Below are 21,807 nucleotides of genomic sequence, written 5' to 3'. Positions count from 1 at the left end.
CTTGTTCGTGAATCTAATAAGTTATGATAATTTATTCCAATCAGCATGGAAAACACCATCTTTATCGATACGTTCGAAGGTGTGCGCCCCAAAGAAATCTCTTTGTGCCTGGATTAAGTTAGAAGGCATTCTGGCTGTAGTAATGGTATCGAAATAGGTTAGGGTAGACGCAAATGCAGGGATACCCAAACCAGAATTGATACATGCACTAATTGTTTTGCGTGTACCAGCTAAAGTACCTTTGATAATGTTCTGGATACCCGCATCACCGAATAAATGTTCGAGTACATTGTTTTTATCATAAGCCTGATAAATATCTTCTAAGAATTTAGCCCTGATGATACAGCCTCCACGCCAGATTTTAGCAATTTCCTGCAACTGTAAGTCGTATTGGTATTCTTTTGAAGCCTGAACGAGTAAATGCATACCCTGTGCATAAGCACTGATCATAGAGAAATAAAACGCATCTTCCAGTTCTTCAACGGTAACAGCTATTTTGGTGTCTTTCTTACCAAAAGCCTCTTCCAGGGAAACCCTTAGTTTTTTGAATTTAGATAAATCCCGGTTAGAAACAGCTTCGTTAATGGTTGGTACAGGTAACTGAAGTTCCATTGAAACCTCTGATGTCCATTTTCCGGTACCTTTTGAGCGTGCTTCATCTTTGATCTGATCTAAAAGATCGTTTTGAGTTTCAGCATCTTTAAAAACAAAAATTTCAGCAGTAATCTCTAATAAGAAAGATTGTAACCTGCCTTCGTTCCACTTTTTGAATACCTTATATATATCATCGTTTGAATAGCCTAAGCCATTTTTAAGAATGCCATAAACTTCAGCAATAAGCTCCATAATAGCATATTCAATTCCATTATGTACCATTTTAACAAAGTGGCCAGAAGCACCTGGGCCAATGTAAGTTACGCATGGATCGGTTCCAACTTTTGCAGCTACGGCATCAAAAACATCTTTAACTACATTATAAGCTTGTTTATCGCCACCCGGCATCATACTCGGACCAAAACGTGCACCTTCCTCACCACCAGAAATACCCATTCCGAAGAAATGTAAGCCATCTTTCTCCAATTCATCAACACGGCGGTTGGTATCGGTAAAATGTGAGTTTCCACTATCGATAATAATATCGCCCTTGCTTAAAAGTGGTTTTAGTTCTGCAATAACGCTATCTACAATTGGTCCGGCTGGCACTAATAAGATTAACGTACGTGGTGTTTGTAAGCTAGAAATAAAGCTCTTAATATCGTCAAATCCTTCTAAATTGTGTTTCTTGCCTTCTTCTTCAAGTTTCGATATCATTTTTCTATCCTTATCGTAACCAGTTACAGAGAAGCCTTTATCAGCCATGTTTAATAATAGGTTCCGGCCCATTGTGCCTAAACCGATCATTCCCAATTTATATTTTTTTGAATCGTTATTTGCCATTTTTTATTTTTTATAATGCACCCAAAATTAGGGTTTACAAATTAATATTGCAGCTATTGTTGTTAAAAGATTGTAATAAAGATTATTATTTTTTAGGCTCAACAGTAAAGATGTTATACTTGTCGGCCAGTTTCCAGAGTTTAGCGCCACCTTTAATCCCGTCTCTGTTGGTTACAATTTTAATATTGTTTTCCAGTTTAAAGTCTATTTGTTTAGAATTGCCTCCACCGATATATAAAGTGTCATAATTGAAAACCGTTTTGTAGATTTCGATTACTTTTTTGAGCCTTTTATTCCAACGTTCAGTTCCAATTTTTTCGAAAGCCTTATTTCCGATATAATCATCATAGTCTTCTTCCTTGTTGATCGGAAAATGTGCGAGTTCTAAATGCGGCAGTAATTCTCCATCGAATAACAGTGCCGTTCCAAAACCCGTACCTACTGTAAAAACAATTTCAAAGCCTTTGCCCTCAACCACACCTAAGCCTTGTTGATCGGCATCATTTACCAAACGCACTGATTTACCTAACTCGTTAGCTATACGCTGAGCAAGATCAACATCTGCCCATTTGTTTTTTGCCAGGTTAGGGGCGGTTTTAACAATTCCATTTTTAACATAACCTGGAAAACCGATCGATACGCGGTTGTAGCTAACAGGAAAAGGCTTAATCAACTCTATAATTCCAGAAACAATGTCCTTTGGAGTAGCTTCTGGCGGGGTTTTGCTTTTTAAATATTCGGTAAGCATATTTCCGCTTTCATCCAAAAGAACCGTTTTAATGCTTGTGCCGCCTATATCAATAGATAATATATTGTTGTTTTCAGCTTTTTTATCTGTAGCCATAATTGTGTATTTATAATTTCGAAGTTCTACAAATAAATTAAAACAACAAACATTAAATGAAGATCGAAGTAATTTAGGTGTAATAATATATTCTATAAAATCCATGTATTTAATAGAATATATTTATGTTTGTTCCGTTAAACTAAAAAAGACCACTACAGTTATGACGGTAAACTACCTTGCGTTTGCTATTCCAGCATTTTTTATTTTTGTATTTATTGAGTTTAGGATCGCCCAGCACCAAAAAAAAGCGAAAACATTTAAATACGAAAGTACGGTTGCAAATTTTAGTGTAGGTATTGCCGAAAGGTTATTGAACTTATTTATTGCGGCAAGTTTTTATCAGATGTACGATTGGGTGTATTTAAATTATGCAGTTTTTGATATTTCTACAAAATGGTATGTGTGGATATTATTGCTTTTGTCAACAGATCTTGTTTGGTACTGGTACCATAGGCTGGGCCACGAAATTAATTTTTTGTGGGCTGCACATATTGTTCATCACCAGAGCGAAGAGTTTAACTTGTCGGCAGCGGCAAGAATCACAACCATTCAAGCCGTTTTCCGCAATGTGTTTTGGTGTATATTACCATTAGTCGGTTTTCATCCCAATATGATTATTACCATACTTTTGGCTCATGGAGCCTATTCATTTTTTACGCATACACAACTAATCGGTAAGCTGGGCTGGCTGGAATATATATTCACCACACCTTCTTTGCATGGTGTTCATCATGCCTCTGACGAAAAATACCTGGATAAAAACTATGGCGATGTTTTTGTATTCTGGGATAAACTATTCGGTACTTTTCAAATTGAAGAAGAGGCTCCTAAATATGGTTTAACACATCCTATTAAAAGTTATAGTTTCCTGTGGCAACATTTTCACTATTATTTAGAAATAGGAGAGGCGTACAAGCGTGCAAATGGATTTAAGGCCAAATGGAATGCCGTATTCGGAAGTCCAGCGTTGATGGATCAAAACATCCGGCCTATTTTAGAGGAGCGTTACTTTCAGAATAAAATACTGCGTGCTGCTAAACCTAAGTTTAAAACTTATTTAAATATACAGTTGATCGCGGTAGTTGCCATGCTTACGGGGACTACTTTGTTTTACAGTTTTTTAACACCATTTAATAAAGCTGCGATACTTATCTTTATCTTGCTCACTTTAATCAACATCGGCGCGCTTTTGGAACAACGTAAATGGATCTATTACCTCGAATTTTTCAGGTTCATATTAATTTTTGGATATTTTTTCTACGCTTTTAACCTGCTTGGTTTTTTAATATTTCCGGTGATTATCTTAATTGCACTTGAACGGACTTTCTCTTTACGTAAACTTTACATGAAGCATGTATTTGAGTACGCAAAGGTAGGTTAGTCATGTTTCTTTACCTTTCGGTTTAGGTTGATATATAAATGTTACAACACGATGTTTCGTTTTGTTGCTCTATTTTTTTTCCTGTTACCATGCCTTGTAATAAAATTATTACGTGATGTGATTGTGTTGATGATTTAACCCGTAGATGCCTTGTTTTTCTTCATATATTATTAATAAAGCCTTTTTTTTCTTTGTATGGGAATAACTTGCTTATTCTATTCTTCTTACGATCATTGATATTTCTGTCTGTTTAAACATTCAATTAAAAAATATTTCTTGCTGATTTATTTTATTGTTTTTAGTTTCGATTTGTTTTGTTAATTTTAGTTAACGAAATATATAGTAAGAAAAACCAAATAAATCGCAATCTGTTTAGGTTGCTTTTCAATACGTTAATGTTTGCTTAATATATTTTTAACATAAACAGGCTTACTTTGCCCGCAAATCCGGACAAACTAAATCGAAAATATGAATCCTATTACTAACCGGATATACTATAATAATTATGATCAAAAATTTTACTCAACAGATTTCGTGGCATCAGTGCGTTTTGCATGTAAAGCAAAGCAGTCTTGATAATCACCAAAAGAAAAGTCGAACTTTTTTTAGGGGTAAACTAAAACGCTTTAGTTTTTTGGTATGTGTTATGCTGATACAATTAATTTGTTTGCAGGTGGGTTTTGCACAAACTCCGGCACAAAATATTGTAATTAAAGGTACGGTGTTAGATGACCAGGATGGGCAAATATTAATTGGAACAACGATAACGGATAAGAATAGAAAAGTTTTAGGAGTTACAAACGAAAAAGGAAATTATTCTTTCATCATTCCTAAAGGCAGCCAGGTGAATTATAATATGATTGGTTATGTTACCGTTACCAGGATATTTGAAAATAATGAAGCCAATGCAATTGTTCGTTTAAAATCTTCAACAAGCGAATTGAATGAAGTAGTGGTTACTGCGTTAGGAATAAAACGCGAACAGCGGGCCCTAGGCTATTCAACTACCACGGTGAAAGGTGAGGAGCTTACAAGTGCTTTATCCAACAACTGGACAGATGCCTTATCTGGCAAGGTGGCGGGTTTAAATTTGGTAAGATCTAACGGCGGTCCTGGTGGCTCTAATAAAATAATTTTACGTGGAGAAAACAATTTGGGGGGCGGAAACGACGCGCTAATTGTGGTTGATGGTGTTGTAATTAATCAGGGAAGCGGCAGAACCACAGGATATGGTGGGTCTGGTTACCTTGCCGATGAAACACCTGTAGATTATGGAAGTGGTTTGGGTGATATCAATCCGGAAGATATCGAAGATGTAACGGTGCTTAAAGGTCCCGGAGCAGCAGCTTTATACGGGCAGCGTGGGGCAAACGGTGCGATTATCATTACTACCAAATCTGGCAAGAAAACGCAGAAAGGAATTGGCGTAACCATCAATTCTAATACCATGATGGAAACCATTAACAGGTGGCCTGATCTGCAATACGAATATGGCCAGGGTGTGGATGGTGATAATTATTATTCTTACAATGCATCGGCCGATGGTCCAAGTACACGTAGTACAAGCTCGGCCTGGGGACCAAAATTTAATGGTCAGTCTTATTTTCAATATGATCCGATAACCCACACGCAGGCAACTACAAGAACGCCATGGGTACCTTATGTAAATGACTCAAGAAACTTTTTCGAAACTGGAAGGACTTATACCAACAGTGTTACGCTTTCTGGAGGCAATGATAAAACCACAGCGCGGTTTTCTGCAACCAATGTAAACAACAGCTGGATTATCCCGAATACGGGCTACGAAAGGACTTCGATCGCATTGTCTGTTAATCAGAAAGTAACGGATAAGCTTCAAATTGCAGCTAAGGTTAATTACAACAATAAAACGAGCGATAACCTACCGTCTACCGGATACAATAATCAGTCTATTATGTATTGGTACTTATTCTGGGAACCAAATGCTACGATTGATTGGTTAAAAGATTACTGGTTGCCCGGAAAGGAAAACGTTTCACAGAGTTATCCCTTTAGCAGTTTTCCTGATAATCCGTACCTGATTGCAAACGAGATGTTAAACGGATCAAGAAGAAATGGTTTAACCGGGAATATTTCAGCGACCTACAACTTTACGAAAAACTTAAGCTTAACAGTAAGAACATCTTTAGATTTATCTCAGGAACAGCGCACACAACAAAGACCTTTCGATACCGAAAAATATAAGAAAGGCATGTACCGCACTCAAAGTATTGTTTCTCAGGAAATAAATAGCGATTGGTTATTGAGGTATCAAAAGAATTTAGGGAAAGATTTTGAAGTTTCTGCTTCCGTAGGTGGAAGCATGCTAAAAAACAATTACAATAAGGACGAAAACAGGGCCGACTCTTTATTATATCCCGGTGTTTATTCTCTTGCAAATGCCGCTGGGGTAATTGTACCTTTTCCTTTTAGAAGCCAATACAATATCAATAGTTTTTACGGATTATTGACGGCAAGCTACAAGAACTTCTTATATCTGGATGTTACTGGCCGTAACGATTGGAACAGTGTTTTAGCATCGCCTACTTCTACAAAAAATGTGTCTTTCTTCTATCCTTCGCTTAACTTAAGTTTTATTGCTTCGGAAGTATTAAAGCTTCCAAAAGCATTTTCGTATGTAAAAATCCGCGGATCATTAGCTGGAGTAGGCAGTGGTGAAACCACACCATATAAAACCTCTTACACCTATAATCCGGTACCTAATTATTCTGGTGGTTTGGCTAACCCTACAACTTTGCCTAATACCGATTTAAAATCATTGTTTACCACCAGTTACGAAGGGGGATTGGAAATTAAGATGTTCAACAACAGGTTAGGTATAGATATCGCTGCATATAAGGGAAATACCAGGAATCAGATCCTGTCTTCAACAGTTGATGCTTCATCAGGAGTAAGAAATGTAGTGGTAAACGCAGGTTTGGTTACCAATCAAGGTATCGAAATCGCATTAAATGGAACCCCAATTAAAACCAGTAGTGGTTTTAGCTGGAATATTACGGGAACATTCGCTTCGAATAAGAATAAAGTTATGGAGTTAACACCTGAGCTCAGTCAGTTGATTCTTCAGAATGGTCCTGGAAGCAGGGGAGCTATCATTGCACTTCCTGGAGGAAGTATGGGCGATTTGTATGGTAGGGGCTATGAAAAATCCCCTGATGGACAGATTGTTTATGATGCTAATGGCAACCCGATTATTACTACTGATATGCAATATATTGGTAATACCAACCCAAGATGGAAGGCCAGTATTGCCAATACATTTAAATACAAACAATTCTCATTGAATTTCATGTTCGATTCGCAATATGGTGCAGTGGGCTATTCTTTATCTGCTGCTGCATTAGCAGAACAAGGTAAAACAGTAAACACCTTGCCAGGACGTTATAACGGTATTATAGGAAATGGTGTTCAGCGTAATCCTGACGGTTCTTTCCGTCCCAATGATGTGATCAGTAAAGATGCAACCACTTATTATACTGCGCATTATGGTCGTGACAACGTAGAAGGTACTACTTATTCTACTGATTACTTAAAACTGAGAGAAGCCCGTTTAGATTATACTTTTACACCTAAGTTTTTGAGTAGAATTGGGTTAACAAGAGCTGCGGTAGGCGTTTATGGACGTGATTTGTGGGTATTGACCAAGTGGCCATTGTTTGATCCTGAGTTTGGAACATTAGGAAATGGAGATATTAATAAAGGCTTTGAATATGGTCAATTTCCATCAACCAGATCTTTCGGATTAAATTTAGTAATTGGCATTTAAACTCAAAACAATGAAAAATAGAAAATACATATATCTGATACTTGTTTTATTTATAAGCGTATCTATGATTACACCTTCGTGCAAAAAAGATTTTAGTGAAATAAATACAAATCCCAACACAAGTGTTTTTGCCTTGCCTCAAGCCTTATTGGCTCCAGCTATTACTGACGTGGTCATCGCTAACATGAGCAGGAGCCAAAGAATTACAAATGAGCTGATGCAGGTTACTGTAAATATGGGTGATTCTGAAGGAAAAATATTTAGGTATGAGGTTAGAACAGCAGAAGCAGATTATCTGTGGAACTCGTGGTATACCGAATTAACTAATTTCAAAGATATTTATAAAGGTGGAGAAGATAATTTGAATACTTCTTATCAGGCACTTTCTTTAATATGGCAGGCATATACTTATTCGTTATTGACTGATACTTACGGTGATATTCCATTCTTAAACTCAAATAAGGCTAAGGATGGTATTTTTACGCCAAACTTCGATCAACAGAAAGATATTTATCCTGCTTTATTTTTAATGCTTGAGCAGGCAAACGAATTTTTAAAAGTTGGAAACGCGACAGGAAATGCAATTACATCGGCAAGCGATCCCATATATACTGGAAACAGAGATAAATGGAGAAGATTTGGAAATAGCCTTTACTTACGGTTACTGTTAAGAGTGTCGGGAAAGGCCGAAACAAATGCAATAGCTAAAATTAAAGAAATTGTAGATACCAAAGCATCAAACTATCCAATTATGACCAGCAACGATGATTCTGCGGTTTTAAGATGGAGTGGAACCGGAGCTTATGTATCGCCATTTGTTCCATGGAGAGACGGAGATTGGTATGGTCCGAAATTAGCCAGCTTTTTTGTTGATAACTTAAATGAAAGAAGTGACCCTAGAATTCAGAAATGGGCTTCGCTATATCAAGGTGATTATCAAGGTATTCCAAGTGGTTATCCGTCAGGACAAGCGCCAGAAGGTAAGTCTGCCTTTCCGGTTTCATTAAAGGCCGAACCGCTGTTGGGTAATATCATGAATTATTCAGAGTTGCAGTTTATCTTAGCAGAAGCAGCAGTTAAAGGATGGATCACAGCGAAAACTCCTCAGGTTTATTACGAAACTGGTGCAACTAGTGGAATCACTTTTTGGGGTTATGCCTTGCCTACAAACTATCTAACGTTCGATAAAGTAAAATGGAATAACAATTATACTTTAGACCAAAAGATGGAGTTAATCCATATTCAAAAATACTATTCTCTGTTTTTTACTGACCTTCAGCAGTGGTTCGAATTTAGAAGAACCGGCCATCCGATACTGCCAAAGGGTGCTGGTTTAAACAATGGAGGTATTATGCCTGCAAGGCTAAACTATCCTGTATATGTACAATCGGCCAATGGAGAGAATTATAAAGCAGCCGTAGCTGTTCAGGGAGCAGATAACATTAATACTTTAGTTTGGTGGCAAAGGCCATAAAAAATACATTTTAAAGAGATAATTTTATGAAAAATAGATATTTATACATTTACATAACTGCCGTCATTTTTGCTTTCGCTGGATGTAAAAAGCATGATTTTGCTGCAGGAACAGTGAGTACAATTACCTACATCGAAGACGTAAGAAGCCTGTATAAAGGTACCGATCTGATTATTGATAAAGAGTCACTTACTGGTGCTGGTTCTATTACCGGGGTTGTAATTTCTAATGCCGATTCTGGAAATGTTCCTCCGAAAACGGTAGTGATCCAAAGTACAAGAAAAGGCAGGATACGAGGCTTGGTCCTGAATCTTGAAAATTCCTCGATTTATAAGCCAGGCGATTCTCTGCTTATAAAAGTTGAAGGAAGTTCTCTTAAGCGTGTGAAGGGATCATTACAGATTAGCGGACTTACAGATGCATCAATTGCGAAGATTTCTTCTAACAACAGGATCAATATACAAACTGCATCCAGTTATAATATTGGACTTAAACCAGATGAATATGAGAGCACATTGGTACAAATAAAGTCTGGTTTAGTTAATCCTTTGCCAGCTTTTGGCGATAGTTTTATTGGGGATAAAAGCGTTGTAAATGGAGCAGATAGTATAATTTTGCATACTGAGGCGACGGCTAATTATGCAACTACAGCGCTTCCTGCTGGAGCTACATTTACAGGAATTGTGTTCATTAATAATGAAATCCCAAACAGAACGCCAATTCAGCTTTGGCCTAGAGTATCAACAGATATTACAGAAAGAGTTGCTCCTCCAAATCCAAATGGCCCAGGCTTAGGCGTTTTCCCTGTAGTGATAACAGGTATCGTTGCTGATGCTAAGGGTGGCGATGGGAATTATGAATATATCCAATTTAGAGCAACAAAGGATATAGATTTTACCAAAAACTCACTTTCTGTTATTACCTGTACCAATGCTGGTACTGCTGCTCCTTATGCGGGTACTGCACCAGCCGGAGGTTGGGCAACTGGAGGTGGAAGAACTTATAAGTTTAATTTAACCAGCGGTACAGTAGCAAAAGGAGAATTTTTCTATGTTGGTGGTAGTAATCAACGCATTAACGGTGCAAATTCTACTTCATTGAGTACTTCAAAATGGATCAGATCCATTGCTTACGTAACCAACGATGGTGATGGATTCGGCTCTAAAAATGGTGGTATATTCCCGAATAGCGGTAACGCTGGTGGGGTAGCTGTTTTCGAAGGAACGATTATAAATGAAGAATCAGTTCCCCTGGATGTAGTCTTTTTTGGTGGTACAGGTAAAACAACGCTTTTCAATAGTGTAGACAATTATGGTTACCGTATCGTTAAAAATGATCATTACAATCCAGTTGATCCGGCAACATCTACTGCTCAGCCTTTCTTTTTTCAAGGTACCAATCAATATATTATTCCTCATGCTGCGGTAGCAGATTTAGGTCTGTTTTTAAAATTAGGCGGATCGTTTAATGCAACAACAAAAACCTGGACTACTGCAAGGGGGGCTGTATATTATCAAATGTCGTTAACTACTCCTGTAAGTGAAATAGAATCAGGAGCCGATGTTACTCAAGTAACAAATTAATCTAGTGGTTCTCATCTTTAGTAATGGATGAGAACCATTGATTTTAAATCCACATCATTTAATATCAATGAATAGAAGATCCTTTATACAAAAATCAACTTTATTAACCACAACCTTATTTGTTAGTTTAAAATCGTTTCCATCTTCATTATTCTCAGTAGATGGATTGGTGAGCGGAATGGTTACCAGCAAAGGCAAAGCTGTTGCCGGAGTTGTAGTTTCAGACGGCTACAGCGTAGTGCAGAGCGATAAAACGGGTAATTATCAGATCCAACTCCATGAGCTGGCCCGTTTTGTTTGGATCAGTACACCTTCAGGTTACGAGTTTAAAACAGAAAGCAGCATTGCGCGCCATTATTACAAACCAGATACAGCTGGTAAGTTAAACTTCGATCTTAAGCCGCTAAAACAAAATGATAACAGACATAATTTTATCATTTGGGCAGATCCTCAGGTGAAGAATAAAAAGGATGTTCAGCAAATGATGGAAACTTCGGTTCCTGATACAAGAGAAGTAGTAAAAGCAATGGGAAAAACACCTGTTCACGGAATCGGTGTAGGAGATTTAGTGTGGGATAATTTTGATCTCTTTCCTGCATATGATGAGGCTATTGCCAAAATCGGGATTCCATTTTTTCAGGCATTAGGAAACCATGATCAGGATTACAGGCAAGGAGGTGATGAAACCTCTGACCGGACTTTTCAAGCACATTATGGCCCAACTTATTATTCTTTTAACAGAGGGAAAGCGCATTACGTGGTTTTAGATGATGTACGTTATTTAGGGGTAGAAAGAACTTATGATGGCTACATTACCCCAACTCAGTTAGAATGGTTGGCTAAAGATCTTCAACTGGTTCCTAAAGATGCATTACTGATTATCTGCCTCCATATTCCGGTACATAATGCTGTTAAAAATAATGAAGATTTTTACGCCGTATTAAAAGATTTCAAAAATGTACATATCATGTCGGGCCATACACATTTTAATAAAAATGTAATCAAGAACGGTATTTACGAACATAACCATGGCACCGTTTGTGGTGGCTGGTGGACAGGCCCGATTTGTGAAGATGGCACGCCGCGTGGCTATGGCGTTTATGAAGTAGATGGAACCAATTTGAAATGGTACTATAAATCTACCGGAAGAGATCGAAAAGAACAGCTTGATATTTATGTAGATACCTTAACCAATCAGAAAAGGTTAATTGCCAACGTTTGGAATTATGATCCTGAATGGAAAGTTGAATATTTTCTGGATGGAAAAGCCATGGGTGCATTGGCTCAACAAGATGGATTTGATCCTTTAGCCCTTAAATTGTACAAAGGTGATAAACTTCCAAACCCGAGATCATTTGTAGAGCCAAGATCAACAGATCATTTGTTTTTGGCGCATTTTGAACCATCGGTTAAAAAAGTAAAGGTTGTTGCTACCGACCGCTTCGGAGAAAAATTTGAGACAGAAATTAATGCGTAACGTCCTTATCTGTTCCGTGCTGTCGGATGTTACCATCCGACAAATGCTAATTTCAAAAATGTCAGTGCTACCAGATTTTACCATCTGGCTGGATCTTTAAAAGTCTCTTTCTAAAATTAAATTTAAAATAGATTGACAGCGTCTGATGGTAACATCAGACGCCACTATAAAATCCCTTCTAAATATGAAACTTAATACAGCAGCAATTTTTATTTTATTATCTGCATTTGCAGTTAAATCATTTAGCCAGGAAGTTAAATTTCCTGCATTTAGTGCAGAAGCGCACCGTGGCGGACGTGGTTTAATGCCTGAGAATACCATTGAGGCCATGTTGAATGCCATGAAAATCGATGGTATTACCACTTTGGAAATGGATACCCATATCTCTAAAGACGGTAAAGTAGTAGTAACGCACGATGACTATCTAAGTCCGGCATTTATGCTTACACCCGAAGGGAAAGAGATTCCTGTAACAGATGCCAAGAAATATCCTATTTTCGGAATGAATTACGCTGACATTAAAAAGTTTGATTTGGGGACCAAATATTATGGGCTATTTCCTCAACAGAAGAAAGAAAAAACATATCTTCCTTTACTTTCTGACCTGATAGATGCGGTTCAGCACGATATTAAAGTCAATAAAAATAAGCAGTTATTCTATAATATCGAAACTAAATGTAGCGAGAGTGGTGATGGTATTACCAATCCTGAACCCGAAGAGTTTGTTAAGCTTTTAATGGATGTGGTTATGAAGAAAAAGATCGCCGATTTTGTAGTGATCCAATCTTTTGATAAAAGGACGATCCAGATCATCCATAAAAAGTACCCAAAAATGAAAACCTCTTTTTTGGTTGCCAATAAAAAAACATATGAGGAAAATATTGCCGATTTAGGTTATAAACCCTTTATTTTAAGTCCGGTTTGGCAAATGGTGAATGAAGAACTGGTTAAAAAAGCACATGCAGATGGTGTAAAAATCATTCCCTGGACTGCCAATACCTTAGCCGATATTCAGAAATTAAAAACCTTAAACGTTGATGGTATTATTTCCGATTATCCGGATATTTTAGTTCAGGCAAAATAGTATTTTAGGCCTTTATAAAAATATAATATGAAAGCACTTTTTAGCAAGTTATTGGTAATCGTTGTTGTATTTACCCTGAGTTTTACAGCAGCTACGGCTCAGGTAGTAAAATGGGACAGCACTTACCGCCCTGGGAAATATGTTGAGCTGGTGGCTAAGTTTAAAGCTGATCCAAAATCTAAAAAAGATATTGTCTTTTTGGGTAACAGCATTACCGCTGGCACGGATTGGGCTAAACTTTTAGATCTTCCTCAGGCAAAAAACAGGGGGATTTCTGGCGATATTACTTTCGGTGTTTTAGAACGTTTGCAAGATATAATTGATGGTAAACCAACAAAGGTTTTTATCCTGATTGGTATAAATGATATCTCCCGGAATATTCCAGATAGTGTGATCTTAAGAAATTATAAAACCATGATTGCCAGAATCAGAAAAGGTTCTAAGAAAACACACATCTATTTTAATACGCTTTTACCAGTGAACAGTGCTTTCGAAAAATTTAAAAACCATTACGGTAAGGATGAGCATATTTTGTGGTTAAATGATGAAATCAGGAAATTTGCAGCTAAAAATGTAACAGTTATTGATCTGTATCCAAATTTTACCGATCAGGACAAACATTTAAGGGCAGAACTTACCAAAGATGGTTTACACCTTATTTCAGCAGGATACCAGGTTTGGGCAGATTTTCTTAAAAAGTCTGGTTATTTAACTGAGAAATAAATATTGAGTCTGCAGCAATAGGTTTCGGCGGTGCGTCATTCCCAACTTGATTGGGAACCACGGAGTGCTCATGAATGCCTCCGAAAAAAGGAAAACTTATGAATAATCGTAATGCAATATGTTTTAAGATTCCCGCCTGCGCGGGAATGACGCCTGATTTTTAGAATATGTAATTGGTAGAGATAATTTTGTTTTTTCGAAACCAATTAAAGAAAAAGATTCTGGCCTGCTGCTTTCACTTTATCTTTATCGATATCGCTGAAGCTAGGTATATTGCCTAGCTTTTTTATTTTGGTATATTGCTGGATATATCTTTCCGTTTCCACATTCTCGTCGCCATTAAAAATGATGCCTTTAATCGGAATCTCGTACTGTTTAAGCAGATTGATCGATAAAAGCGTGTGGTTAATACTTCCTAGGTAATTTTGTGAGACCAGTATCACTTCAATATTCAACTTTTTAATCAGGTTGATAATCAGCTCTTTTTCGTTTAGGGGTACCATTAAGCCGCCAGCACCTTCAATAATCAGATTGTTATCCGTTGAAGGCATGTTGATTTTGTTCAGATCAATCTCAATATCATCTAATCTCGCTGATAAATGCGGTGAGAGAGGTTGTGTTAACCTGTAGCTTTCAGGATGGACAACCGTAGTTGTATTGCTAATTAAACTGCTGATCGTTATGCTATCGCTAATATCTAGATCTCCCGATTGGATCGGTTTCCAATAATCAGCTTTTAGTTTTTCGGTTAAAATGGCACTGACTAATGTTTTTCCGATGCCCGTTCCAATGCCTGTGATAAAATATTTAGCCATTTAATTCAATTCTTTAAGATGATTAACCAACGAAATAATTTCCTCGTCGGTATTAAAATTGTGTAGACAGATTCTCAGCCTTTCTTTCCCTGAAGCCACCGTTGGGCTTAATATTGCCCGTACATCAAAACCTTTGCTTTGCAGTGCCGTAGCGGCCAGTTTAGTCGTTTCATTTGATGAAAACAAAATACCCTGAATAGAACTTTCGCTATCAAGTGCATTAATGTTTTGCTCTTTTAACATTTTTCTAAACAATGCAATTTTTTGATGAATCAGCTGCTGATCAATTTTATTTAAGTGTTGGTATGCCGATCTAGCTGCAACTATATTATGAATGGGAGCAGCTGTGGTGTAAATGAACGATCTTGCAAAATTAATAAGGTAATGGCGTAAGTTTTTACTTCCTAAAATAATGGCTCCGTGTACGCCCAAGGCTTTTCCAAAGGTTACAATTCGTGCAAATACCTTACTGGTTAGGTTAAGTTGGTTGATCAATCCGCTGCCGCTTGCACCAAAAACTCCTGTAGCATGAGCTTCATCTACAATCAGGTTGGCATGGTAATGCTCGCAAAGATTCGCTATCTCTATTAATGGTGCAATATCTCCATCCATAGAATAAACGCTTTCTACCGCTACAAATATATTTCCTTTTGCCAGTTTCAGTTTGGTTTCAAGATCGTTTATATCGTTATGAAGAAATTTATAACGTGTAGCATGGCTTAACCTGCAGCCATCTATAATGCTGGCGTGAATCAATTCGTCAGTAATAATGGTGTCGCCGCGTTGTGGGATGCTTGATAATAGCCCTACATTGGTATCATAACCAGAGTTAAAGATCAATCCACTTTCAGCCAGGTGGAAATCGGCAATAAACTGTTCAGTTTCTTCAATATATTGTGTATTTCCGCTTAAAAGACGAGAACCTCCGGCACCATTTAGATAATTGGGGAGGTTTTCAATATTATCATTAATCAGTTTTTTTAATTCACTAGATCTGGCAAAACCTAAATAATCATTAGAACAAAAATCAAAAGGAGGGATGTTCGTCGATAAATTCCTGATCGAAAGGTTATTTTTTCGTTCCTGAAGTTTGCCGTTAAGAAACTGTTCAATTTTGCTCATTGGTCAAAAGTAAAAAAAGCGCCCCGAATAATCGGAACGCTTTCAAAAATATAATTAATTAATGTTTGAGCTATTTATCCTTGAGCAGGAGGATTAGAAACTACGGGTGCTTTGTCTTTTTTACCTCTTCCACCCATTCCTTTTCTCATTTTCTCTCCTTTTTCTTTGGCTTCCGCACGGAAAGCATCCATTTTTGTTTTTTGTTCAGCAGTTAAAATGCCATCTATTTTAGCTTTTTGCTCATCAATAGCTGCTTTACGTTCTTTCATTTTACCTTTCATATCGCCTTGATCAGCAGATCTCCAAGCCTCCATTTTCTTTGCGTTTTCCAATTCAATGGCATAAATTTTGGTTTTTTGATCAGCGGTTAGGCTTAACTGTTTCTCTAATCTGGCGGTTACCTTTTCTGCTCTTTGCTCGGCAGTCATTTTAGGCATTGCCCTTCTTGTTCTCTTTGTAGTGTCTTGAGCAAATGCAGCGGTTAATCCCATTACTGCAATTGCTATTGTTAAAATTGCCTTTTTCATGTTATGTTTTTTATGTGTTTGTTAAAACAATAGATACATAAAAATGCAAACGGTTTAATCGGCCTTTGTTAAAAAAGTGTTAATTTTTATTTAATTGAGAAATTGATTTTTGCATTTGTGCCATCATTTGGGTAAGTGTTTCCATTGTTGGATCTGGTGCAGGCTCAGGCAATGATGTAGATATGTATGCTTTGGCTTTCCAGATTTCTAGGATGTCGTCGGCAGCAATTGTATAGGCATCGTATACCTTATTATCTGATATCAGCTTTAAATCTTTATTCTCTCTGAAACGGTTACCCGCTCTTTTGTATACTACGCCTTCATTTTTACTGATCACGATGTACGTTTCGCCGGTTTTTACTTCATTCCAGTTATCCAGGTATTCGCCAATAATCACACTACCTGGTTGAACAGGTAACATACTATCGCCCATAATTTCAAAAGCCCTAAATGTACCTTGTCTTAATGCAGCTAATGGAAGTTGAAATTTCGGTAGGTCGCTAATGTATTGAGGATCAGAAAAACCGTTCAAATAACCAGCGCTTGCTTTAACCGGAACCAGTTCTATGTTTTCGCGGTCGTTCTGATCAACAGAAATACTCAGTACCCTTAGGTTAGATCCCTGGCTTTTTGGCTTCGGTTTCCAGCTGTCAGATATTTTCTCATTGATGAATTCATCGATGGTAAGATCAAAGTATTCGGCTATTTTTTTTAGTAAATCATATTTAGGTTCCGCCCGGTCTTCCTCGTAAGCCCCGATGAGCGATCTCTTAATTTCCATAATATCAGCGAAATTTTGCTGTGTATGGCCTTTTTTCTTCCTGAGGTACTTTAAATTATTTGAAATATTTGACATAAAAATAAATTTTAAAATAAATTTGGAATTACTAAAATAGTTAGTAATTTTATGCTCATAAAGTTAGTAATATTATTTTGAATTACAAGAGGGTATACTAAATAGTTTAGTTTTAAGTTTTAAACATAAGATCATGAAAAAGTTTGTTTATATCGTTACCGACAGAAATCGTACAAGTATGCACGTGGGCATGAGCTCTGATTTAATGAAGACACTGGATTTCTACAAACAGATGCCAAACTTATTTTTTGATAATGGGCAACAATTAACCCGCCTGGTTTATTTTGAAGAGTTTAAAACAGAAGCACAAGCTTTGCTGCGTTTTAAATCAATTAGTCGGTTTACACGCATGCAAAAAGAACGTTTGGTAAGATCTTGTAATCCAGATTGGATTGATTTAACCATAGGGCTCGATTTCGAAAATATTCTTTTACACCGGAATATAAACAATCAGGTTAAACTATCATTTACGAGTTTGTCTTAGTTGTTACATCTGTTAAATTAAAAGAAATTAAACTGCCCCCATAAAAAAAGCGATTATTTATACTTTAATCGCTTTTAACAATTAGGAAAAGGTTAATTTTTAATTTTTTCGAGGAAAACATTTTCCAGATCTTGAAGATTTTTGAAAAAATTACTTTTATCCATAAAGATTTTTGGATTATAAGGGGCTCCTGGTTTACGTTTATCATGAAGATCAAACTGACTTGCGTGAGAGGCAACCCAAAGATCAAAGTCAATCTTTTTCATTGCCTTAAAAGTTTCGGTATAATCTTTTTGGATATCTTTATACGATGCTATTTCTGAGAATTTTCTATCAACAATTATGGATGGCATATTGGCAATCAAAACTTTGTAGCTAGAATTTTTATCTTTCGTGTCAAATATAAAACTACACGATCCTTTAGTATGTCCAGGATGGTGAAGCATTGTTAAAGTAGTGCTGCCTAATTTAATTTTATCGTTATTCTTCAATAGGAAATCAGGTTTTACGGGTTTGAAACTTATGCCATATTTCCCAAGCTCATAATCTAATTTTCCGCCGGTTTCAAGAGCATCTGCATCTTTCTCATCCACGTATAGTTTTGCACCGGTTTCTTTTTTAATCTCGGCCATTGCGCCCAAATGATCAAAGTGGGCTTGGGTTAAGAGCAAAATTTTGATTGATTTATAATCAAATCCCAAAGCTTTTATATTTTCTTTTATTATTGAAATCGAATTAGCTAAACCTGTATTTATTAATATATTTCCTTTTTCTGTTACAATTAAATAAGAAGCTAAATCATAAGTACCAACATAATACAGATTACCTGCAATTCTAAATGGCGCTGTAGCTTGAGACCACTCTTTTGGATTATTAGCCGGCTCTGTTACTGTTTGAGCAAAACCCAACAGACTGCAAGACAATAAAACCATTAAAAATATTTTTTTCATATGCAATTTCGCAATTTATTTCCCTTTACCATCCAGGAGCGAATGTTAAACCAAATACTCCAGTTTTAACATCTTTCCTTTGGAAAGGAATCGCATAATAAGGCTCCAATACAAAATAGCCAAAAACGTTCACCCGTAACGATATACCTATACTCATTGCCGGTACACGTTCTGTTGTAGATTGATAGGTAACTGGATTTCCTTTATCATCTTTAACAGGAACACCATTGTTATCTAATACAGGTTCTGTAGTGTAAGTTGGCTCGCTTTTAAACTTTACCTTAGTGTCGTTTGTCCAGGCCAATCCTGCATCAAAGAATAAATTCAGATCAGAGAATAAAAATTTAGAAGGTATTGCGGCCAACTTTTTAGGCCCTGTAAAAGGTAAGCGTACTTCGAAGTTAAAAACGGCTATTTTACTTCCTGTTAATTGGTTAATATCGAAAGATTCTGACGATTGAGCCGAGGTGCTTTTGTAAATTGAGTTTGATTCGTAACCTCTAATTAAATAAGGATAACCCACATACATTGGATAAAGTCTATCTGCATCTTTACCAATTCTTAAAGTATTGTAACTTCTTACGGCAAAGGTTACGGGCTTAGCTCTCCAATATTTACGAAGATCGGCAGTTACACCAGCAAAATTATAAGTGCCAAAATACTTTTCCCCACTTACGCGGTATCTAAAACCATCAAGCGGACCAGTAAGGCCAAAAATAGAATTATCACCAATAAAGCCAGCATTTAACTGATAAAGCGTAAAAGAATTAAACGGAATGCCATAATCTTGAGAAGCTACATCGTTAGAAATCCTGCTTCTGTCTTGACCAATGTAGTAACCTGCTGAATTGTAATAATTGCTATATCGATCAACTCTATAACTATAATGTGAAAATGCACCGCCCAATTCAAATCTATGTATTTTACTAAATGGATAAGCCCCAAAAATCTGAATCTGATCTTCGAACGTTCTAATAATATCCGTTCTGTCTGCTAAAGCATTAACAGTTTGGTTATCACCTGTAGGGATATTTTCGTATCCGTAAGATCTAAATCCTGATACATAAGGGATATGGGAAACAGCTGCCCCCCAGTTTATTCTGCTTTTTTGATTAATATAACCCACCAAGCCACCAAAATCGTAAATTTCTCCATTTACAGATAGATTGGCAATAATTTGATTGGTGCCTAATATATCGCTAAACATACCCACAATACCGCCAGAAACACCTGTTCCAAAACGGCTGGTAGAAACGCCAACACCACTATTGGCTAAATAATCTAACCTGAATTTCGGTCTGTAAGGCACGGTTTTCATCGAATCGGCTATGGTTTTTTCGAAACGGTCAAAATTATTTAAGTTAGAATTGATAATGTTTACACCAATGTTTTCCATTGGAGGAAGGATAGCGGCATCAAAATTTTCTTCCTGGTTACCAATTCTTTTCGCTTTAAAGCTGCTTAATTTAGCATTATATAAGGTGTAACGCTGGTAGCGGTAATAGCTATACACTATATCATCAGTTGTAGAAACTGAAATTGCAGGCGAAAATTCGGTAATCCCGCTAATTCCTGTAAAATAATCAGTTAACTGATCTACTGTATTATCTGCGAAATTGTATTTATATAAATTCCTGAATCCATCTCTGTTAGAAAGGAAATAGATATTTTGACTGTTTGAAGAGAACTGTGCATTTAGGTTATTTGCGCCTGGGAAAACATCTAAATTGCTTACCGTTTTAGAAGCGATATCGTAAACGGCTAGGTTTATAGGCAGTACTGCATTAACTACATTCGCCTGAATTGCCGCTCTATCTGATGAAAATACTATTTTTTTGCCATCAGGAGAGTAACTAGGTGCATAATCAGAATATACATCGTTAGTAATTTGAGTAATCGTTTTGGTGTCTAAATTGTAAGAGAAGATATCACTTTGTCCTTCAACCATGCCCGAAAAAGCCACATCTTTTCCATTTGGCGACCAGGTTAAATTACCAAATTGCTGCACCTGATCCATCGCTGTCTGAGAAACCGTACTCCCGTTTGAAACATTGATAATCATCATCTGGTTCTTACCATGGCTGAATATACTGAAAGCAAACTGTTTACTATCCGGTGACCATGCTCCAGCTGATTCTATAAAGTTGAAATCATCAATATGGCCATTGGAGATCTGACTGCTCAGCTTCCTGATAATTCTTCCGGTTTTTGCATCTGCGAGAAATAAATCAATGCCAAAAAGATCTTTTTCAGACATGAAAGCCAAATATCTTCCATCTGGACTAAGGGCAGGAGCAACGTTCATATTGCCTGCGTTTTTATTATCGATAATTTTTGTACCCGTAATTTTGATCTGTGAACTATCTGCTTTTAACATTGGTTTATAATGCGCATCGATAGAATTTTTCCATAAACCCGACAATGTTTTGTCATCATAGCCAAAAGTATACCTGATGGCGTTTTCATAACCATATTTTGCAGTATTCTTAAACAACGGAACGATTGTGGTATCGCCGTACTGAGAACCTATGTAAGTCCAAAATGCCTGACCATAACGATAAGGGAAATATTTGTTTGAGTTGGTTAAATCTTTCAACGAAGGGATATCGCGGTTCAACATGGCATCGCGCATCCACATGGAAGTAAATGCATCCTTTTTTCCGATTGACAGGTATTCAGCCATACCTTCAACCATCCATAGCGGTGTTTGCCCAACATTTTCTAAGCTAATCGAATCTTTTTCGAGCAGAAGGTGGTATTGAAAAGCATGCACAAGCTCGTGACCTAAAACGTGTCTCGTTTGGCTATTTAGCTCCATAACAGGCATAATCACCCTGTTTTTTAGTGCCTCTGTAACCCCACCGGTACCAATTCCAATTTCTCCGTTAAGTGCTGTTGTTTGCTGGAAATCAGGATGGTTGTTGTATAAAATAATAGGGTTTTTCTTTAAAAAAGTATCTCTGAAAACTTCCTGATGCATTTTGTACCAGGTTTCGGCATCTTGCGAAAAACGTTTTAAAAGTTTCTCGTTTTTGATATAGTAATAAATCTCGAAATGGGGTGTCTGCAAAACTTTAAAGTCGAGTTTTTTATACCTTACCTTATTTTGTCCGAAATATTGGGCCTTAACTGAAAAAGAAAGAATAAGCAGGAGCAATAAAGAAGAATATTGCTTTAATAAAGTAGAGCCTATTTTCATATGTGTGGTTTTAGTAATGAAGTTCAATAATTTGCGAAAATGA

The 21,807-nt window shown here is 36.9% G+C and carries 16 protein-coding genes; 8 read left to right on the top strand and 8 right to left on the bottom strand.

The window, feature by feature from the left end; genetic code table 11:
* Positions 1 to 21: 21 nt before the first annotated feature.
* Together gndA and EYS08_RS18600 are read right to left on the bottom strand one after the other, a co-directional pair.
* The gene (gene gndA / locus EYS08_RS18605; protein ID WP_131031523.1) at positions 22 to 1,437 is read right to left on the bottom strand and encodes an NADP-dependent phosphogluconate dehydrogenase; all 1,416 of its coding nucleotides are present in this window, start codon (positions 1,435 to 1,437) and stop codon (positions 22 to 24) included.
* An 85-nt stretch (positions 1,438 to 1,522) separates the two neighbouring features.
* A complete protein-coding gene (locus tag EYS08_RS18600) occupies positions 1,523 to 2,281 on the bottom strand; it encodes an ROK family protein (protein ID WP_131031522.1) in 759 nt (252 codons plus the stop codon).
* A gap of 103 nt (positions 2,282 to 2,384) precedes the next feature.
* Between EYS08_RS18600 and EYS08_RS18595 the strand changes: the two genes are divergently transcribed.
* The 7 genes from EYS08_RS18595 to EYS08_RS18565 all read left to right on the top strand — a co-directional run bounded on the left by EYS08_RS18595 (position 2,385) and on the right by EYS08_RS18565 (position 13,811).
* Positions 2,385 to 3,665 carry a sterol desaturase family protein gene (locus EYS08_RS18595; protein ID WP_244215999.1) on the top strand — a complete coding sequence of 427 codons (1,281 nt, stop codon included), beginning with the start codon at positions 2,385 to 2,387 and terminating at the stop codon, positions 3,663 to 3,665.
* Positions 3,666 to 4,311: 646 nt separating this feature from the next.
* Entirely contained in the window at positions 4,312 to 7,470 is a 3,159-nt protein-coding gene (locus EYS08_RS18590) for a SusC/RagA family TonB-linked outer membrane protein (RefSeq protein ID WP_131031521.1), read from the top strand.
* A 10-nt stretch (positions 7,471 to 7,480) separates the two neighbouring features.
* Positions 7,481 to 8,944 (top strand): SusD/RagB family nutrient-binding outer membrane lipoprotein, encoded by a 1,464-nt coding sequence (locus tag EYS08_RS18585; RefSeq protein ID WP_131031520.1) that lies wholly within the window; start codon positions 7,481 to 7,483, stop codon positions 8,942 to 8,944.
* Positions 8,945 to 8,970: 26 nt separating this feature from the next.
* The gene (locus EYS08_RS18580) at positions 8,971 to 10,527 is read left to right on the top strand and encodes a DUF5689 domain-containing protein (RefSeq protein WP_131031519.1); all 1,557 of its coding nucleotides are present in this window, start codon (positions 8,971 to 8,973) and stop codon (positions 10,525 to 10,527) included.
* A gap of 67 nt (positions 10,528 to 10,594) precedes the next feature.
* Positions 10,595 to 12,004 (top strand): calcineurin-like phosphoesterase C-terminal domain-containing protein, encoded by a 1,410-nt coding sequence (locus EYS08_RS18575; protein ID WP_131031518.1) that lies wholly within the window; start codon positions 10,595 to 10,597, stop codon positions 12,002 to 12,004.
* A gap of 184 nt (positions 12,005 to 12,188) precedes the next feature.
* Complete coding sequence (locus tag EYS08_RS18570) at positions 12,189 to 13,088, top strand: glycerophosphodiester phosphodiesterase family protein (protein WP_131031517.1); 900 nt, start codon at positions 12,189 to 12,191, stop codon at positions 13,086 to 13,088.
* Positions 13,089 to 13,115: 27 nt separating this feature from the next.
* A complete protein-coding gene (locus EYS08_RS18565; protein ID WP_131031516.1) occupies positions 13,116 to 13,811 on the top strand; it encodes a GDSL-type esterase/lipase family protein in 696 nt (231 codons plus the stop codon).
* Positions 13,812 to 14,017: 206 nt separating this feature from the next.
* Here EYS08_RS18565 and bioD read toward each other — a convergent pair whose 3' ends face one another.
* The 4 genes from bioD to EYS08_RS18545 form a co-directional block, all read right to left on the bottom strand.
* Positions 14,018 to 14,626 (bottom strand): dethiobiotin synthase, encoded by a 609-nt coding sequence (gene bioD, locus EYS08_RS18560; protein WP_131031515.1) that lies wholly within the window; start codon positions 14,624 to 14,626, stop codon positions 14,018 to 14,020.
* The gene (locus EYS08_RS18555; protein ID WP_131031514.1) at positions 14,627 to 15,748 is read right to left on the bottom strand and encodes an aminotransferase class I/II-fold pyridoxal phosphate-dependent enzyme; all 1,122 of its coding nucleotides are present in this window, start codon (positions 15,746 to 15,748) and stop codon (positions 14,627 to 14,629) included.
* Between the two features lie 74 nt (positions 15,749 to 15,822).
* A complete protein-coding gene (locus EYS08_RS18550; protein ID WP_131031513.1) occupies positions 15,823 to 16,275 on the bottom strand; it encodes a hypothetical protein in 453 nt (150 codons plus the stop codon).
* A 79-nt stretch (positions 16,276 to 16,354) separates the two neighbouring features.
* Complete coding sequence (locus EYS08_RS18545) at positions 16,355 to 17,131, bottom strand: XRE family transcriptional regulator (protein ID WP_086546492.1); 777 nt, start codon at positions 17,129 to 17,131, stop codon at positions 16,355 to 16,357.
* Between the two features lie 133 nt (positions 17,132 to 17,264).
* On the opposite strand from EYS08_RS18545, the gene EYS08_RS18540 reads away from it, so the two are divergent.
* A complete protein-coding gene (locus EYS08_RS18540) occupies positions 17,265 to 17,615 on the top strand; it encodes a GIY-YIG nuclease family protein (protein ID WP_131031512.1) in 351 nt (116 codons plus the stop codon).
* A 92-nt stretch (positions 17,616 to 17,707) separates the two neighbouring features.
* Here EYS08_RS18540 and blaB3PEDO read toward each other — a convergent pair whose 3' ends face one another.
* Both blaB3PEDO and EYS08_RS18530 read right to left on the bottom strand, forming a co-directional pair.
* Positions 17,708 to 18,565 (bottom strand): PEDO-2 family subclass B3 metallo-beta-lactamase, encoded by an 858-nt coding sequence (gene blaB3PEDO, locus EYS08_RS18535; protein ID WP_131031511.1) that lies wholly within the window; start codon positions 18,563 to 18,565, stop codon positions 17,708 to 17,710.
* Positions 18,566 to 18,590: 25 nt separating this feature from the next.
* Positions 18,591 to 21,764: a peptidase MA family metallohydrolase gene (locus tag EYS08_RS18530; RefSeq protein ID WP_131031510.1), complete on the bottom strand. Its 3,174-nt coding sequence runs from the start codon at positions 21,762 to 21,764 to the stop codon at positions 18,591 to 18,593.
* Between the last annotated feature and the right edge of the window lie 43 nt (positions 21,765 to 21,807).

It is taken from the genome of Pedobacter kyonggii (genome assembly GCF_004310665.1).
GTDB classification, from domain to species: domain Bacteria; phylum Bacteroidota; class Bacteroidia; order Sphingobacteriales; family Sphingobacteriaceae; genus Pedobacter; species Pedobacter kyonggii.
Note: the sequence above shows the minus strand (reverse complement) of the source record. Positions and strands in the feature narration are given on the sequence as shown.